The organism is Microvenator marinus, assembly GCF_007993755.1.
GTDB classification, from domain to species: domain Bacteria; phylum Myxococcota_A; class Bradymonadia; order Bradymonadales; family Bradymonadaceae; genus Allomicrovenator; species Allomicrovenator marinus.
Map to the genome: position 1 here is coordinate 4,902,130 of NZ_CP042467.1, position 16,613 is coordinate 4,918,742.

General features: G+C 55.6%; 13 protein-coding genes. 5 read left to right on the forward strand and 8 right to left on the reverse strand.

The genetic code is table 11. From position 1 onward, the window contains the following. Positions 1–23: 23 nt before the first annotated feature. Entirely contained in the window at positions 24–1,145 is a 1,122-nt protein-coding gene (locus FRD01_RS20095) for an SDR family oxidoreductase (RefSeq protein ID WP_249755778.1), read from the reverse strand. 131 nt (positions 1,146–1,276) lie between these two features. On the opposite strand from FRD01_RS20095, the gene FRD01_RS20100 reads away from it, so the two are divergent. Next, a complete protein-coding gene (locus tag FRD01_RS20100) occupies positions 1,277–3,070 on the forward strand; it encodes a M61 family metallopeptidase (RefSeq protein WP_146962728.1) in 1,794 nt (597 codons plus the stop codon). Beyond that, positions 3,067–3,519 (forward strand): cytochrome c-type biogenesis protein, encoded by a 453-nt coding sequence (locus tag FRD01_RS20105; RefSeq protein ID WP_146962729.1) that lies wholly within the window; start codon positions 3,067–3,069, stop codon positions 3,517–3,519. Before FRD01_RS20100 ends, FRD01_RS20105 begins: the two co-directional genes overlap by 4 nt. 5 nt (positions 3,520–3,524) lie before the next feature. Here FRD01_RS20105 and FRD01_RS20110 read toward each other — a convergent pair whose 3' ends face one another. Genes FRD01_RS20110 through FRD01_RS20125 form a run of 4 tightly spaced genes read right to left on the reverse strand, consistent with a single transcriptional unit; the run spans position 3,525 to position 9,341 of the window. After that, entirely contained in the window at positions 3,525–4,628 is a 1,104-nt protein-coding gene (locus tag FRD01_RS20110) for a dienelactone hydrolase family protein (protein ID WP_146962730.1), read from the reverse strand. Further along, positions 4,625–6,028, reverse strand: a complete 1,404-nt coding sequence (locus tag FRD01_RS20115) for an HD domain-containing protein (protein WP_146962731.1) — start codon at positions 6,026–6,028, stop codon at positions 4,625–4,627. Before FRD01_RS20115 ends, FRD01_RS20110 begins: the two co-directional genes overlap by 4 nt. Before the next feature lie 12 nt (positions 6,029–6,040). Further along, complete coding sequence (locus FRD01_RS20120; RefSeq protein WP_146962732.1) at positions 6,041–7,993, reverse strand: GGDEF domain-containing response regulator; 1,953 nt, start codon at positions 7,991–7,993, stop codon at positions 6,041–6,043. Between the two features lie 25 nt (positions 7,994–8,018). Next, positions 8,019–9,341, reverse strand: a complete 1,323-nt coding sequence (locus tag FRD01_RS20125; protein ID WP_146962733.1) for a Do family serine endopeptidase — start codon at positions 9,339–9,341, stop codon at positions 8,019–8,021. 122 nt (positions 9,342–9,463) lie between these two features. Between FRD01_RS20125 and FRD01_RS20130 the strand changes: the two genes are divergently transcribed. The 3 genes from FRD01_RS20130 to FRD01_RS20140 are packed head-to-tail and all read left to right on the forward strand — an operon-like array spanning position 9,464 to position 14,661. Beyond that, complete coding sequence (locus tag FRD01_RS20130; RefSeq protein ID WP_146962734.1) at positions 9,464–12,001, forward strand: endonuclease MutS2; 2,538 nt, start codon at positions 9,464–9,466, stop codon at positions 11,999–12,001. Further along, a complete protein-coding gene (locus tag FRD01_RS20135) occupies positions 12,001–12,453 on the forward strand; it encodes a DUF2231 domain-containing protein (protein ID WP_146962735.1) in 453 nt (150 codons plus the stop codon). Before FRD01_RS20130 ends, FRD01_RS20135 begins: the two co-directional genes overlap by 1 nt. Before the next feature lie 15 nt (positions 12,454–12,468). Continuing rightward, entirely contained in the window at positions 12,469–14,661 is a 2,193-nt protein-coding gene (locus FRD01_RS20140; RefSeq protein WP_146962736.1) for a DEAD/DEAH box helicase, read from the forward strand. Here FRD01_RS20140 and FRD01_RS20145 read toward each other — a convergent pair. The 3 genes from FRD01_RS20145 to FRD01_RS20155 all read right to left on the reverse strand — a co-directional run bounded on the left by FRD01_RS20145 (position 14,658) and on the right by FRD01_RS20155 (position 16,565). Then, the gene (locus FRD01_RS20145; protein ID WP_249755779.1) at positions 14,658–15,470 is read right to left on the reverse strand and encodes a DNA-methyltransferase; all 813 of its coding nucleotides are present in this window, start codon (positions 15,468–15,470) and stop codon (positions 14,658–14,660) included. The two genes, FRD01_RS20140 and FRD01_RS20145, sit on opposite strands and share 4 nt — an antisense overlap. A gap of 158 nt (positions 15,471–15,628) precedes the next feature. Beyond that, complete coding sequence (gene mtnC, locus FRD01_RS20150) at positions 15,629–16,327, reverse strand: acireductone synthase (protein ID WP_146962738.1); 699 nt, start codon at positions 16,325–16,327, stop codon at positions 15,629–15,631. Continuing rightward, a complete protein-coding gene (locus FRD01_RS20155; RefSeq protein ID WP_146962739.1) occupies positions 16,314–16,565 on the reverse strand; it encodes a hypothetical protein in 252 nt (83 codons plus the stop codon). The genes mtnC and FRD01_RS20155 overlap by 14 nt, the downstream gene beginning before the upstream one ends. Positions 16,566–16,613 lie beyond the last annotated feature (48 nt).

Below are 16,613 nucleotides of genomic sequence, written 5' to 3' on the forward strand. Positions count from 1 at the left end.
CTTTCAAACATCTTTTCGAGTGTTTAAACAGCTCGCCCGTCCAAAAATTCCTTGTCTGGGAATTGTTCGAAATAATCGACGAGGGCTTGCATGTAGGCGGATAGGTGCGGACAGCGGACCTCAGAGTCCGCCAAGGCCTTGGAGGCGTTCGTGGTGTCGTATCGTGCGTCGTGGGTAAAATACTCGAGGACCTCTCTCGGGATTCCAAGTCTCTTCTCAAGACCCTCCACGCTGAGCGCAGCGTCGAGCAGTTTTGGAGGCAAAAATCCGCGAGTTTTGGGACGATCCATACACTTTAGACCGAGCGCAATGATGTCCTTGGCGCGCATCGGATGGGGATCTGCGAGGTGATAGACCTTGTTTTCGGTCCCATCTTTGAGCCCGATATGGGCCATCGCATTCGAAACAAAATCTACGGGAACGATATTGACGAAGGTGTCGCCACGCCCGATTTGCGGAAAGGGAGCCCAGCTAGGAAGTTTCTTGATCATCTTGAGCAGATAGTAGGGCCCGTCGTACTTATCTGTTTTGCCATTGCGCGAATCACCTACAACGATCGAAGGCCGAAAAATCACCGAAGGCACCTCGGACATGCGTCGCTGTACCTCCATTTCCGCCCAGAATTTGGTGGATTCGTAATGGTTGTTATGAGCCTGACCCTCATCGAGCTCGTCTTCCAATATGGCGCCTTGCCGTTTGCCGGCCACGTAACACGTCGAGACGTAGTTCAAACGCCCGTTCTTAAGCCCGGCGCAAAAGTCTACGACCTTGACGGTTCCGCCCACATTCACGCGGTACGCGAGCTCTTCGGGCACAGCGAGGTCGTAGATTGCGGCGAGGTGCCAGACCACGCCGATCTTCTCTTGGAGGCTTTGGTACTCAGACTCGCTCAGGCCCAGGTTTGGCGCGCTGATATCCCCCTCGATAAGATGAAACTCGCCCTTAAACTCGGGATGCATGCGCGTGATTTCGTCGAGCCTTTTTTGAGCCAACCCGCGCATCTTAGACTGAATGAGAAAGGTGAAATCACCGTGACGCTGGACTCTGATCAGCGAATCCAAGAGGCGCCCGGCCAAGAATCCAGGGAATCCCGTGATCAAGGTCGCGCGATCACTCAAAGTGGTCTGGGGTGATTTCTTTTTCATGATAGTTCCCATTGAAACTGGCCGCGGCGGAGTATGGCACGAGACCGTCTGGTTTTCGAGTCCTAATGGTTCTTGGCCGAGTTCGCACTCGCTGGTAGCGTGCGCTGGAACAAATTCTCTTGGAGACAAAGATGTCCGCCATTCGATTCAAGCTAGATTTACGTGAATCCAACACACATTACGCCGAGATTGAGGCCACGTTTCATGGGGTGGCCGAGCTCTCGGAGCTCATCGTACGGCTACCTGTCTGGAGCCCAGGTTCCTATCTCGTGCGAGAGTATGCGCAGCATATCAGCGGCATGAAGGCCAGCGCGGACGATGGGAGGGCCAGAGGTGTCAAAAAGATCGACAAGTCCTCCTGGCGTATCGATTGCCGAGACTCGCATACGATCACGCTGAAGTACCGAGTTTACGGCCACGATCTTGGCGTTCGGAACAACCATTTCGACGGGTCACACGCATTCGTTACGCCCGCGGCGACCTTCGTGTACGTGGATGAGAGGCTTCACGAGGCCATTGAGGTGGACGTGGTCGCACCTCCGAATTGGAAGACGTTTACCGGTCTGAAGCGCCCCGTAGAATCAAAGGCGTTTTTTGTGGCTACGGATTTCGACCAGCTCTACGACTGCCCGCTCGAGGTGGGTCCGCATGAGTTCTTCGACCTCGAGATAATGGGCCGACCTCACCGATTTGTGACGTGGGGCAAAGGGAATATCGACTTTGCCCGGCTCAAGGACCATCTTCCGAAGCTCGTCGACGCGAACGCCGAGATTTTTGGTGGTGAGCTTCCTTACGAGAATTACACGACGATCATTCTCTTGACCGATAACCTTTACGGCGGGCTTGAACACAAGAACTCCACGGCGTTGATGTATCCGCGCTTTGAGTTCGAATCAGGGAAGTCCTTGGATGCCCCGATTGAGGACGATTCCTATATCAACTTCCTGAGTCTCTTCGCGCACGAGCACTTCCACGTCTGGCACGTCAAGCGCATCCGGCCTGAGCGCCTCGGCCCATTTGACTACCAGCGAGAAAACCTCACTCGGGACATCTGGACCATCGAAGGCATCACGTCCTACTACAACGACGTGACGCTGCTGCGCGCGAACCTCATCTCACCGAAGAAATTCCTCGACATGATGGCGCAGAATATCAAGCGCATGGAGACGATCCCTGGGCGTTTCGTGGAGTCGGTCGAAGAGTCGAGCTTCAACGCCTGGATTGGAATCTATCGTCCTCACGAAAATAGCGTCAACGCTTCGGTGTCGTACTATCTCAAGGGCGCAATTGTGGCGGCGTTGATCGATATCTACATCCGCACCGAGAGCCAGGGAGAGAAATCGCTCGACGATGTCTTGCGCTACCTCTGGCAGCATCATGCGAAAGACCGCGGGTATCCGGAAGGAGCGCTCGAGTCGATCATCGAGGAGAGCACGGGCGTGAACATGGGAGACGTCTTCGATACTTTGGTTCGAGGGACTCAGGACCCGGATTACACGGACTATCTTGAGGGTGTGGGGCTCGAGCTGAGCCGTAAGCACAAGGGCGAACCAGGACCGTGGATCGGCGTCAACCTCAAAGAGAGCGGCGGAAGTGTGCTCGTGAGCAGCGTTAGAGCTGACGGTCCGGCCCATGGCCTTTTGAGTCCGGGCGATGAGCTACTCGCAATCGGAGGGTTCAGGCAGAAGGGTACAGACCTTAAGCCAAGATTGAAGCTCGCCGGTCTGAACGAGGTGGTCAACGTGCTGATCTCAAGGCGTGACGAAATCATTGAGGTGCCGCTTGTGGTTCGCCAAGAGCCGCCGACCGAATACGAGATTCGCATGCGCGAGGGAATGACCTCTGAGGTTCGAGAGCTTTTAGTTGCCTGGTTGGGCGGTCTACCGGTAGATGACGCTCCAAACACCAAAAAGGTGGAAGAATGAAGACAGTTCTTGCGATTTTGTTACTCATTTCACTCGCCGCACCAGCGTGGGCGCAGGACGTCGATCCGGGCACAGTGTCTCGGATCACGCACGAAGTCTCGATGGAAGTCTATTCTCCATTTTGCCCAGGCAAGACCCTTGCAATGTGCCCCTCGCCGAACGCGGCAGATGTCCGTATGGACATCCAGAAGATGGCTACGGAAGGCATGGAAAAGGAGGCCATCAAAGACGAAGTGGTCAAAAAGTACGGCGAAGAGTTTAGGCTTCAGCCTCCGCCAGCAAGCGATAATTACGGACTTTTTGCGCTGATCTTTCTGACCTTCATCGGTGTTTTTGGGATCGTGAAATTTATCTCGCGAAAGCCCACAGACGGGGCTCCTCAGCCCGACCCATCAATTCATGAAGAAGACGATTATCTGGATGAACTTCGAGAAGAAGTTCGGTCCTAGCCGATCTAGTTGGGGTCTTTGAGCTTCTGGATGATGATGTCCACCAAAGCCTCAGAGAGCACCGTCGGGTCCTGGTCTAGGTCCACTAGCGGGTGTGTCAGGCCCTCAATGATAACGATTTCTGGGGCATTCTTAACGTTTCGTAGCTTCTCCTCCGCATCGGCGGGGAGGTCAAAGTCTTTACCTCCGATAACGGCCAGATCATCAGCGGATATGGCGAGTAGCGCGTTTTGGTGGACCGTTTCGAGCGAAGCCCACGCTTTGCCTGAAACGCCCATAAAGTCTCCCGACGTATCACCGGTGCTGACTTTGGATTCCGCGACTTTCCAAGCTTCGAGCTGAGTCTTCAACTGCTCGATGACGCGATTGATTTGGTCGGTTTCGGCGTCATTTCTTCCTGCGACCGACTTCTCGAGCTCTGCCAGGGACCAGGCGAGCTGCAACTCCACAAGTTTCATGGGGGCAACGGGCGCCCAACCTACCAAAATCCGCTCCTTTGCTCCGGTAGCCGCGAGCGCAAGCTCTGCACCTTGCCCATGACCAACGATGGAAACGGCAGATTGGTCCACATCGATCTGAGAGCCAAGTGCGCCTACCGCCGCGTTGAGATCGGCGAGGAGCGCGTCTCCGAGTTTCGACTCCACGTCGTCCAAATGGCTGCGCGGGTAATCACATTGCCCCGGCCCACCCACCACACACGTGCGTTTGTCGTAGATAAGTACCGCAAACCCACGCTCGGCTATGGATTCAGCGAGCGAGCGGTACACCGGAACCTCCATCGGAAGTTGTATGCCCAACGCTCCCTGTATTCTGCCGTCGCGGCCAAGGGGGCCAAAATCATGCGCGATAACCACGCCTGGTACACGCAAGTTCGCATCGATCTTAGGTTTGAGGATGGTCCCTTTGAGTTCTGCACCAAGCGAGGAAAACGATATCTCCGTCTCTTCCACAGCAAAGACTTCGTCCTCACTCTCCAGGGTTTCAGGAACCTCAGGATTTTCAACCTGAGCGTTTGGCTCCGTGGATTTCGATTCGGTCTTCGTGTTGCTCGATGTGCTCGCGCAACCCAGCCAAAATATGGCGATGAAAAAAAAGTAGGACTTTTTCATTTTAAAACCTCAGAAAGTATTGCCTTTTCTAGCTTTTCCTCTCCGACCAAAGCGCTTGCGACACGTGGGTGTGCAAAAATCCGGATCTTCTTTACGACCATCATGAAATCGTCTTGGACCCCGGCGATCACACGCGAGAGCTCGTGCAGCGGGTATTCTTTCTTTCCACTTGCATCTGGATACACGATTCCGACCGTTTCAAGTTTGTCCTTATCGCGCGGCGGAGTGTCGATGATGATATCCGCTGGATGTAGCGGCCAGCCAACCATGCCGGAGATACGAGCTCGAAGCCTATCAACCAGGTCGTAGACCTCACTCGAGCTCATCGAATAGATGCGCTCGTAGGCACGCTGCTTGGTGGTTTCCTGATAAACGCGGCTAAAGGTCGCGATCCGTTTGTAGAGCTGACGCCGGTTTCCGCTCAAGGCCTCGATGAGGTAGCGCGCGGCGCTTGGGTCCGGCGAATTTTCCACGAGCCAATCTAAGAACTCATCATCACTACGTCGGAGCAGGATTTCGAGTTGTTCGTCTACCCCGAGCTCGGTCCGACTATGAAACGCGGCCAATCCCGCCTCAAGCATCGCGCTCGCCGAGCGCACGGTGTGGTGCCAGTAGGCCTCGGAGAACATGGTGTAGCGCCCAAAAATGAAAATCTCAGCCGAGACTTTCCCACGAGCTAAGAGGGCCACCCGGTCTTCTTTGGTGTTCAAGGTGAGCGAGGAAAGGAGCCGTTCGCGGTCATAATTTCGGCCGTACGGCACACCGAGATGGATCGAGTCCCGCTCCAAATAATCCATCTTATCTGCATCGATGGCGCTCGAGATTACTGAGCGGAGAACCTTGTCGGTTTGCGTGGCTCTCGGACCAAGCCCTGAGCTCAATGCGATCACACGCTCTGGGTCTACTCCGAAACGCGAGCGTATCAACTCGCCAATCGAAAGTTCTCCTCGCAGATGCTCGATATTGCCACGAATGATTTCGGCGCCCACGTTCTCGTGTTTTGGCGTGTCTCGGCCTTTTAGATGCAAAGCCTCGAGGCTATGGGCGTAGGGATAGTGCCCTAAGTCATGGAGTAGCCCCGCGAGGAGTACGGCCATCACGTCTTCTTCAGCGAGTGAGTCGCGCAGCGCCGCGTTATTCCTAAGCAAGCTTTGCATGTAGAGAATCGTACACGCGTAGACCCCAAGGCTATGTTCGAATCGAGTATGGGTTGCGCCTGGGTAGACCAGATGCGTGGGACCAAGTTGTCGAATTCGTCTAAGTCGCTGAAAGGCGGGGTGGTCTATGAGCTCGCGTATGCGTGCGGTCGTCGGAACGTTTTGTAGTTCAGGGATGCGCACACTGCCGGTCGCACCGAGGCCGAGCTCCGGAATACTGAGTAGTAGATTTGGGCTGAGCAAGAGTGCTCCTCATCAGATGGCTATTCGATTTCGGCCGGCCAATTTGGCCTGATAGAGCCGTTCGTCAGCCACTCGCATGAGGCCTTCGAACTGGTCCGAGTCCGTGTCGAACTCCGCAATACCACCGCTGAAGGTTGAGTGGAACTCCTCTCCGGTATCGCCGTGAAAAGTGATTTCTCGAAACTCTTCGAGCACACGATGAACTACCTGGCGCGCCGTTACTGCGCCCTCATCCACAAGCAGGATGGCGAATTCTTCGCCGCCCCATCGGCAGCGAAGGTCCTCATGGCGGAAGCGATTCTTGAGCAGACGGCCGAGCTGGGCGAGCACTTTATCGCCTACCAAGTGGCCGTGTACGTCATTGACTTCTTTGAAGCGGTCGAGGTCGATGATGCAAAGCGCAAACTCGCGCCTCTTGCGACGAGATTCCGAGATTCGAAGCGAGACTTGTTCGAGGAACGCGCGACGCGTCAGGAGGCCGGTCAAGAGGTCCACGTCGGCACGCTCTCGATGTCGACGCATACGTTCGATTCGAATTGCTAGGCGGGCGTGGAGCTCGTCACGTGCGATCGGTTTGGTCAGGAAATCGTCCACACCAGCGCGGAATCCGGCCACGCGCGCTCGGGTACCGCCTTGGGTTGAGATCGCGATGACTGGAAGGTCGTGAAACCTCGGGGTGGCGCGCACAATCCGGCACGCATCCAAGCCGTTTACTCCGGGCAAGGTCGCGCTCACGATCAACACATCAGGGTCAAGCAAGCCTAAGTCTTGGACGATTTTCGCCGCACTCTCGCGGACCGAAACGGCCATACCAATAGACTCCAAGTAGGACCGAATCTCGCTTACCGAATGCGGGTCGTCCTCGACGAGAAGCACGTGTGGCTTCGCGGCGCGCCTGAGTCCGGTCATGAAACGAGCAGACTCGAGGAACTCGTTTCGCTCCATCGGTTTCTCGAGGATGCGCTCGGCTCCTACGTGTGCGGCCTCAACGCGAAACTCCATCGCTCCGGTTTGCGACGCCATATTCTGAGGCATGAGAAGTGTCACGGGAACATCTTGAGTGCGCTGCCTCTCTCGCGCTTCACGAGTCAACTCAAACGCCCGTGGGCGACTCGCGTCCATCAAGACCCCGTCCACTTGAGGGTCTCTTAGTACGTCCAAAAAGTCGTCTTCGCTCGCCCTGATCACGCCAATGAGGTTCTCGGCGCTCCATTTTTCGATGTCGGCGACCATGCATTCGTCTTCGGTGACGACCACAAGGTTGGAGACGTGCCGTGATTTTGGAGGCGGCACATGCTCGATCTGCTCCCGCCTCGCTTCGATGATTGCGGTATCAAGCACATCTCGAAGCTCCGCCCAGACGTGAGGGTTTAGGCGCCCATCTCGGGCGGCAGCAGCACCCTGTTCCAAACGTGCCAGCGAACTGCTCACAAGGTCCAATCCGGATTGCCGAGTCAGAATTTGAAGCATCTGCGCCCTGTCACGTAATGTGTCCAAGAGCAAAGGGTCTCGCCTGGAGCGATGCAGAAGCTCTTCGAGCTCCGTGAGACCATCTTCAACCGTCTTCGAGGCCTCGAGCACAACCGAATCCAGCCCAAGCTCGGTATCCGAACTTTCTTCGAGTGCGGAGGTCCTAAGGCTGTCGACTTGGACCGCAAATTCAAGGGGCGAGACGGGCTTTTGAATGACTAGCGTGGCCATTGCACTTAGCGGCTCAGCCAGCGGCTCGAAGACGCTGCTCAGGAGTACGATTCTTCCTCGCCAGCCGGTTGCGCGTCGTTCCTTGAGCCACTCCAACGACTCCTCATTCGAATCCACCACGCACAAACATTCGTCGGTCACGCAATGTGCCGGAACCCTGCTTGTCGAGTCGTATGTAGAGACCTTGTAGCCTCGATGCGACAGAATCCTCTCGAAAATACCCCTCGAAAATCGGTCTGAATCCACCAAGACCACATTGGTCATGAACTTTGTCCCATTTAAAGTAATTCTACTTTGACCCAATCTTTACAGCGACAAATATTGTACGTCCTGCACGCTGAATCAGAAAACGAAAAACACCTTTGGAGTTCGATATCGCATTCTCAAGCTCTTTCTGCGAAGAGACCGCCGTCTCACCAACTCTTAAGATAATGTCTCCGGGTCTAAGAACGCGGGCGCCTGCACTTCCAGGCGTTACGCGTGTCACCACCACTCCCTTGCCCATCTCAGCACCGAGCTGCCTTGCAACCTGTGCGTCCACCGGAGCTACATTGATGCCCAGATTTTGCACGCCGGAGTCCGGCCGCTCAAAATTCGGTGTACTTGCTTGTCCAATTTCAGGGCGCTCGGCCACCTGAACCTTGGCGGCAAGATTCTTGCCGTTTCGTGTGTATTCAACGTCAATCTTCTTCCCGGGCGGGCTCTGGGCAACGGCGATCAGGAGTTCTTGTATTTCGCGCACGCGCTTCCCGTCGATCTTAGTCACCACATCTCCGGGCTGCAGTCCAGCCTTCGCTGCTGGTCCCTGTCCGTCTACACTTCCGATGACCACGCCATGCTTCTTAGGAAGGTTGAACGCGCGGGCGAGTTCGTCATCAAGCGGTTGAACGCCGATGCCCATAAAGCCGCGCGAGACGCGCCCGTTGTCGCGTAATTGAGGTAGCATCGCCTTGACCATATCGATTGGAACGGCAAACCCGATTCCCTGACCGTCCCTGATGATCGCGGTGTTCACACCCACGACCTCACCTTTCATATTGAAGAGAGGACCACCGCTATTTCCCGGGTTGATGGACGCGTCGGTCTGAATGAAATTATCATAAGGTCCGGCACCGATATTGCGGCCCATCGCGCTCACGATTCCGGCCGTGACCGAGTAATCGAGTCCAAAAGGGTTACCGATGGCAACGACCCACTCACCTACTCGGAGCGCGGTCGAGGAGCCGAGCTCCACCGCAGGAAGGGAGCGTCCTGCCTCCACTTTGAGGAGCGCGATATCCGTGCTCGGGTCGGCGCCCACCAATTCGGCTTCGTAAGATTCTCCGTCATTTAAGGTGACCTGGATCTTCTCAGCACCTTGGACCACGTGGTTATTGGTAAGGACCAGTCCGGCCGAGTCTACGATGAATCCCGAGCCTTGCCCCATTCGGGTGGGCCTACGTTCTGTGCCAAACCCGAAAATCGATCCGAATCCCGCGCTGACTTCGGTTTGTACTGAAACAACTCGGCCCTTTTGCTCATCAAAGAGCGTCGCCACGTCCGGCAGTGCCTGCGCAAACGCAGCGGTTGATGCAAACAGAATCACGAACCCAATCAATAAACTCCTTTTCATACGTACCTCGTCTCTTGCCTCTCAGAAGCTTCACTCATGTACTAACGTCGACACGTTGCGATTTTAATCCAGACCATGTATGCCCCCTCAAAGATTTAGGTGGCCGGGATCAAGGTTGATTCATGCAAGAATATTTCCAAGATGACGCGCTCGAAGGCGCAACAATAAGCAGGGAGGCGCAGGCGCTCTTTGATGTGACGCTTTTGCCGAGCGATCCCAAGATTCCGGCGAAGACCGCCGCGGATTTGGAATGGGAGGGCCTCGTCGAGCTCGTGATGAGGCGAACATTGACCCCGGAAGGCGAAGAGATTGCCGGGCGTCTTGGACCTCTGCCTAGTGCGAAGCACGCGCAACTGCGTCTCCAGCAGGTCGCTGAGTGTATGGCGCTCCTTGAGACCGAGGACGACTTGCCGCTTAGAGGCGCGTCCAGAATTCGAGATGCTGTCGCGTATTCAGCTCGTGAAGGCGTGCTCAGCGCCAATGATTTGGAAGCCATTGCCAAGACGTGTGACGTCGCTTCGAGGACACGACGCTACCTCAGGCATCGAGCGGAGCTCGCCCCAGGGCTGACGAGCCTAGCGGCAGGCGTCGAGTCCCCGTTTTCCAAAACAGCAGTGGCGGGTCTTGACCCATGTCGGGATCTTCGAGACGCGCTACATTACGCCGTGGAGCCTGGTGGAAGGCTCAGCGACAACGCGAGCCCGGACCTCGGCCGGCTGCGTCGTGAAGTCCAGAATCAGACGGAGAGGATCAAGGCTCGCGTGGAGAAACTTCTGCGCTCGTTCGAAGAAGACCATCTCCTCCAAGACCAGTATTTCACGGTTCGCGAAGACCGTTACGTGTTGCCGCTAAGGGTGAGCGCGAAGCGGCAAGTTGACGGAATCATTCACGGTTATTCGGGTAGCGGTCAGACTGCGTTCGTAGAGCCTCAAGAGCTTATCGAACTCAATAATCAGCTTCGCTGGGCCCAGATCGAGGTTGAAGAGGAAGAGCGCCGAGTCCTGCAGCGTTTGAGCCTGCTCGTTGCAGAATCTGCCGATGCTTTGATTCATAACTCGTGGGTCATCGCGTACTTGGATTTGATCCGAGCGCTGGCCAAATTGAGCACTCAGCTCGAAGCGACCATCCCGACTTTGAGTGAGAATCTGGAGATTCGACGTGCTCGGCATCCGCTCCTCTATCTGAAGCTGAAGGACCGTGGAGAAACCACGATTCCAAACGATGTGCGGATGAGTGCGGATGAGCGTGTGCTCATCGTATCCGGGCCTAATACTGGCGGTAAGACCGTCTTGCTCAAGACCCTGGGTATGGCCGCGCTCATGGCGCAATCAGGCATGCCTGTCTTGGCCGACGAAGGCTCGTCCATTCCTTTCTTCAAGGTGGTCTTTTCGGACATCGGAGACGAGCAGAGCATCGAGAAAGATCTCTCTACGTTCTCGGCTCACCTGACCAATATCACGAGTTTCTTGCCCCAATGTGATGAGTCGGCGCTTGTGCTCTTGGACGAGCTCTTTGCAGGTACTGACCCTCAACAGGGCTCAGCGCTCGCCGTGGCACTTTTGGAAGATTTGGCGACGCGTCAGACGCGGACCTTCATCTCTACGCACCTCGAAGGTCTCAAGACGCTGGCCCTGGAGAATCCGTCTTTCGTTAACGCCTCCATGGGTTTTGATGTCAAAAGCCTGAGGCCGACCTACGAGATGACGCTCGGAGTACCGGGGAGTTCGTTCGCCCTTCGAATCGCTGACAGACTCGGCTTTCCTGAGCATCTCGTGGAGCGCGCCGCACGTGTGCTCGAAGGCGAGGGTAAATTGGGTGTGGATGAAATCCTCGCGCAACTTGAGGACCAGGCTACAAGGCTCAAGGCTGAGCAGAAACATTATGAACAACTTCGCCGAGAGGCCGAGGTCGCACGCAATAAGTACCAGAATAAGTTTCAGGAATTGCGTGGAAAGGAACGCGAGATGTTGCACGAGGAATCTCGCGCGCTCAAGAAACGTCTAGATGAGGCGCGAAACACCATCAAAGCGCAACTCAAGGCCTTGAGAGACGCCGAGATTACTCGAAGCGAAGTGGATCAAGCGCAACGAAAGCTTCAAGAGGCTGAGAAGGCACTTGAGTCCGTCAAGGAGAAGACTCGCGCTCCGAGCGCAGACGCCTCGGGATACGTGCCGGTTGAGATCGAAGAAATCGAAGTGGGCATGGATGTCTTCGTTGCGTCGTTCAAACGTCCTGGCGTGGTTCTCTCTAAGCCTACGTCCAACAACGACGTGCAGGTCCAAGTTGGAGCCATCAAGTTGATGGCACAGGCAAACGACCTCTACTTCCCATCCGAAGCCGCGAGAAAAGGCCGCTCTTCGAGACCTGGCCCCACGTTGGAGAGTCCACCTTCGGGAGTCTTTGTTCAAACTTCAGCCAACACGGTGGACTTGCGCGGGATGCGTGTGGAGGAGGCCATCGAGAGAACCGACCTCTTCTTGGACGCGATGTCCATGCAGGGTGAGGCCGGCGCGATGATTATTCACGGGCATGGAACCGGGGCGCTAAAGCGCGCCATTCGAGACTACCTGGCGAGCTCGAATTACGTGAAAGAGTACCGACGTGGTGAGCGCGAAGAGGGCGGAGACGGAGTGACCATTGCCTTGCTTGGAGCCAAGTAATGGCGTGGATTCATCACTTGAGCCTGCATTTTCCGATTGCCCTGAGTTTTGTGCTCGCGGCCTTCGGAATATACACGCTCAAACGTGACGAGGATTCACTTTGGACGGCGCTCGTCTGGGGTTCGCGGTTTGCCTTTCTGACGACTTCGATTGCGGCGATCAGCGGCTTGTTGGCTGCACGTGAGCTCTGGACCGAAGACGGCCCCTATGTCCTCATCCACCATCGAAACCTAGGGCTTCTGGTCTGGGCGTGCGCTGGAGCCGCGTTTGCTGGTCTCGAGTGGGGGCGTTACGAAGGTGAGAAGAAAGCGATGAAGTTCGGAGCGCTCGCGTGGATTGCAGTTTCCGTTGCAGTTCTTGGTGCCGGACATTGGGGTGGTTGGGGTATACACCATGACGTACTCCCGTGGGATGTAGAAGATCCCGGCGTTCGCATCGAGCGTCGAGGGTAGAGAACAAGGCATTAAATGGAATTTCATGGATTGAAACTCGACGGCTTTCAGGCCGACGCCGTACGCCACATTCAGGATGGGAAGTCGGTGTTGGTGGCCGCACCCACGGGAACGGGAAAGACCCTGATCGCGGACTACCTGATTGAGCAGGTGCTCAACGATGGCGGAGAGGTAATCTACACCGCTCCTATCAAGGCGCTCTCGAACCAGAAATACCGAGAGTATTCGCGTCAATACGGCGAGGAGAAGGTCGGGCTGGTCACGGGTGATATCGTGATCAATCGCGACGCTCCAGTACGCATCATGACAACCGAAATCCTGAGAAATATCCTTCTTCAGGAGCATGAGGATCTCAACACTTCGGCCGAGGAGGCTCAAGAGCTTCGAGACACAGCACCGGCTAGCTACATGCGCCTTCCAGAGACGAGCCGTCTCCGCGCTGTAATCGTGGACGAGATCCACTTCGTAGATGACCCGGATCGCGGCACCGTTTGGGAAGAAATGCTCATCTACTTGCCGAGAACGGTGAGAATTCTGGGCCTTTCCGCAACGCTTTCGAACCTCGAGCAATTCGCGAGCTGGCTTTCTCATATCCGAGGCACTCAGGTGGAGGTCGTGCGCGAAAACCAGCGTGCCGTTCCTCTCGAATTCCACATGGTCAATCAGGAGACGGGCCTCGTCTCCCCGAAGGACTTTGAAAAGTCATGGCGAAGGTGGCGAAAGGAGAAGAAGGAAAATCGCTCGGACCGCGACTCACAAAGCAAGGGTCGAGGCCGACGAGACAAAGGCAGGGGAGGGCGGCGCAACGACTTCGCCGAGCGCACGCGCCACGTAGATGTCTTTAGGCTTTTGCCCGCCAACCAATACCCCGCGCTCTACTTCATCTACTCTCGCAAGATGACCGAACAGCTCGCGTTCGAACTCTCCAGAACACCGGTGGGTAGGACGCTTGCGCGGAGCGCAAAAACTCAGGAAATCTCCAAGCGTATCGCGCCGTTTGAGTCCGAGTACCCCGAGGTCTTTACGACGCACCTCAAGGGACTTCTGGAGAAAGGGATTGCTTTCCACCACGCGGGTCTTCACGTGGCGCTCAAGGCGTTGGTAGAGGAGCTCTACGAGGCCAAACTTATACAAGTTCTCTACTGCACGTCGACCTTTGCGCTCGGTATCAACATGCCAGCGCGCACGGTGATTTTTGATTCGCTAGAGAAATTTGACGGGGTGGAAATGGTCCCCCTGAGCGTACGCGAGTTCATGCAGATGGCCGGACGCGCGGGTCGCCGTGGAATTGATACCGAAGGCGACGTGGTCATGCGCATGGACTTTAGCGAGTTCAGCGAAGCGTCAACTTTCTTTAAAACCCTGCTCGGAGGCCGAAGCGAGCCAGTCTCCTCGTCCTTCAATCTTTCCTTCAATTCGGTTGTGAACCTTTTGGAGCGTTACTCGGACGACGAGATTCGCGTCATCTTGGGGCGCTCGTTTAAAGCCTATCAGTACACCGAGGACGTTGAGTTTTTAGAGGAGGATCTGCGCGAGTTGAGGGCGGCGAAGCCTTCGTCAGACAAGCAGCTGCGCGAATACAATCTGGAAGAAGCAGTGCTTGAGCGAGCGATTGCTGAGGCCGGGCGTCCCCATCTCTGGGAAAACTTCCTCAAGAAGGTCGAGTTCCTGAGAACGTTTGGTTACCTAAATCCCGACGGCTCGTTGCGTTCGGCCGCAAAAGTACTCAAGAAGATCCAGTTCCAAGAAATACTGGTGACAGAGCTCTTGCTCGAAGGAATCTTCGAGGACAAGTCTCCCGAAATGATCTTCGGCATCATGTGCGGACTCGTGCAGACGCTTCCAAGAACGGCCAGAGTTCGTCCACCCGACTCCGAAGAATGGTGGTCTACTTTCAGCGCTGTGGAGGCTGTCTTCAACTCCGATATCGTTCAAGCGGCGTACGGCCTGGTGCAGGGCGAACCTGTGTGTACCCCAGCGATCATGCCGCTCGGAGAAGCCTGGGCAAACGGAAGTACACTCCCCGAGATTTTGGAGATGGTTTCAAACCCCACCGATTTGTCGGGGGATTTGGTCGGCTCGTTTAGACGTGGCAAAGACCTTGTCGGTCAGCTTCGCAATCTTTACGACGACGATCCGGACCGTCGTAAAGAACTCACCAAGCTCATACGCGCTGTGACACGCGATGAGGTCGAAGTTATCGACTAACCCTCGGCTTCTTGAAGCTCTTGCAGGCCTTGAAAGCGGCGGATCGAGAGGTCGAGATATTCATCGCTCTGGTCGAGCCCGACGTATTTACGACCGTGTGAAACCGCAGCGATTCCAGTCGTTCCCGAACCCGAGAACGGGTCGAGAATCGTTGCGCCTTCGTCGGTGCTCGCCAGCACAATGCGGCGCAAAAGCTCCATCGGCTTTTGGGTAGGGTGTTTGCCGAACGTCTTCTCGTCTTTTCGAGGTGACATGATCGACCATAGATTTTTCATCTGTTTGCCGCCGTTCTCTTCCTTCATCAGCGCGTAATTGAAGGTGTACTTGGCTTTATGGTTCTTGGCCGCCCAGAGAATGGTCTCCGTCCCGTGCGTGAAGTATCTGCACGAGAGATTCGGCGGAGGATTGACCTTGAACCACGCGATATCATTGAGGATCTTGAAGTCCAGAAGCTGCATAGCAAAGCCGATGCTGTAGATCACGTGATGGGTCCCTGAAACCCACATGGTGCCGTTGGGCTTGAGAAGTCGTTGGCACTCGTTGAGCCACGCCATGTTGAACTCATGATTGGCTTGAGCACCCTGGCTTCGGTCCCAGCGGCCCTTATCCACAGAAACCATGCGGCCGTTCTTACACGTTACGCCACCGTTGCTGAGAAAGTACGGTGGGTCAGCAAAAATCATATCGAATTGTGCGTCAGCCATGCCGCGCATCAGTTCGAGTGAATCACCCTGAAAAAGTGTAAATTCGGGACTCTGAAAATAAGGTGCAGATAGCGTCTGCGGCTGGTCGTTTGACCAGATCTCCATCGATGACATGACTTCCCTGTCGCGTCGCGTTCGCATCCTTGCGAACGGGCCTTCACGGCCAGTTTTAATGCGGTTCTCCGGTCGAAATGCGCATCCTTGCGCTGGACCAAACCGCCCTCAAAACGAGCTTATGACGCCACGGATCGGTGTCAAAAAAACTATTTAAATTTTTCGAAATCAGCGGCGCATGGGAATGCGTACGCGCCTTGCTCGGCGTTTCCGGGGCGCTGCATCAACACAACGTCAAACCCTGCTTCCGACGCGGCTTGAGCCTCTTGAAGGATATCCGTGGCAAAGAGAACGTGCTCGCCACCAATCGCTTCTTTGATGAGACGGTAACTAGCCGCCTCACGTTTGGGGCCGGTGGTGGTGTCGAAGTAGCCGCTCAGCATGCCTGTGAGGTCGCCAGCCACGCTATGGCCAAAGAGGAGTTTCTGTGCGGCGATGCTACCCGAAGAGTAGATATAAGTTTTTGCGCCCCTACCGTGCCAACGATGCAATGCCGCTGGAACATCGGGAAAGACGTGTCCTTTCAAGCGGCCGTCTTTGTAGCCGGCTTTCCAAATCATGCCTTGAAGACTCTTGAGCGCGGTGGTCTTTCTGTCCTGGTCCATCTGCCAGAGCACGTTTTTGGCAGCGTTTTCAGGGGAATCGGGGAGCGGAGCGCTCAGTCCCTCGGCTCTGTCGGACTCGGCTTGTGCCAACAGGCCGGCACGAACCTCGGAGAGCGTATCCCAGTTTTGGGAGAGATAGTTTTGCACTTCGTTTCGAGCGAAGGGAAAGAGCTCATCGTAGACAAACGAGATAGATGTAGTTGTGCCCTCGATATCGAGCACAAATCGGTCATAGGTTTTCATCGTCATCCAAGCCTTGTTTTGGGCAAAGTTCGTGGTCAAGTCGTGTTTCGGCACTCTTCGGGTCGAGCTCCCACGCCCTCAAAAGAAAGGTCTGAGCTGCGTCGTAATCCTGCCTTGCACACGCGCGGTCGGCGTGCTCAATCCAGCCCTGCGCGTCATCTTTGACGGGTCGACCTGTCTGTGCGTAACACCCGCTCAGCCCCACGAGGAGCGCTATGAAATAGAGTAGATTCATCACGCGGGTTTGATACCATAGGAAGGCGCGAGAGGTCAGCCATCTGAATCA

What these genes read in the sequence shown, in the direction of transcription:
- FRD01_RS20125 (WP_146962733.1), bottom strand. Translation starts at nt 9,341, where the DNA reads ATGAAAAGGAGTTTATTGATTGGGTTCGTGATTCTGTTTGCATCAACC.
- FRD01_RS20110 (WP_146962730.1), bottom strand. Translation starts at nt 4,628, where the DNA reads ATGAAAAAGTCCTACTTTTTTTTCATCGCCATATTTTGGCTGGGTTGC.
- FRD01_RS20145 (WP_249755779.1), bottom strand. Translation starts at nt 15,470, where the DNA reads ATGGAGATCTGGTCAAACGACCAGCCGCAGACGCTATCTGCACCTTAT.
- FRD01_RS20135 (WP_146962735.1), top strand. Translation starts at nt 12,001, where the DNA reads ATGGCGTGGATTCATCACTTGAGCCTGCATTTTCCGATTGCCCTGAGT.
- FRD01_RS20105 (WP_146962729.1), top strand. Translation starts at nt 3,067, where the DNA reads ATGAAGACAGTTCTTGCGATTTTGTTACTCATTTCACTCGCCGCACCA.
- mtnC (WP_146962738.1), bottom strand. Translation starts at nt 16,327, where the DNA reads ATGAAAACCTATGACCGATTTGTGCTCGATATCGAGGGCACAACTACA.
- FRD01_RS20130 (WP_146962734.1), top strand. Translation starts at nt 9,464, where the DNA reads ATGCAAGAATATTTCCAAGATGACGCGCTCGAAGGCGCAACAATAAGC.
- FRD01_RS20120 (WP_146962732.1), bottom strand. Translation starts at nt 7,993, where the DNA reads ATGACCAATGTGGTCTTGGTGGATTCAGACCGATTTTCGAGGGGTATT.
- FRD01_RS20095 (WP_249755778.1), bottom strand. Translation starts at nt 1,145, where the DNA reads ATGAAAAAGAAATCACCCCAGACCACTTTGAGTGATCGCGCGACCTTG.
- FRD01_RS20100 (WP_146962728.1), top strand. Translation starts at nt 1,277, where the DNA reads ATGTCCGCCATTCGATTCAAGCTAGATTTACGTGAATCCAACACACAT.
- FRD01_RS20140 (WP_146962736.1), top strand. Translation starts at nt 12,469, where the DNA reads ATGGAATTTCATGGATTGAAACTCGACGGCTTTCAGGCCGACGCCGTA.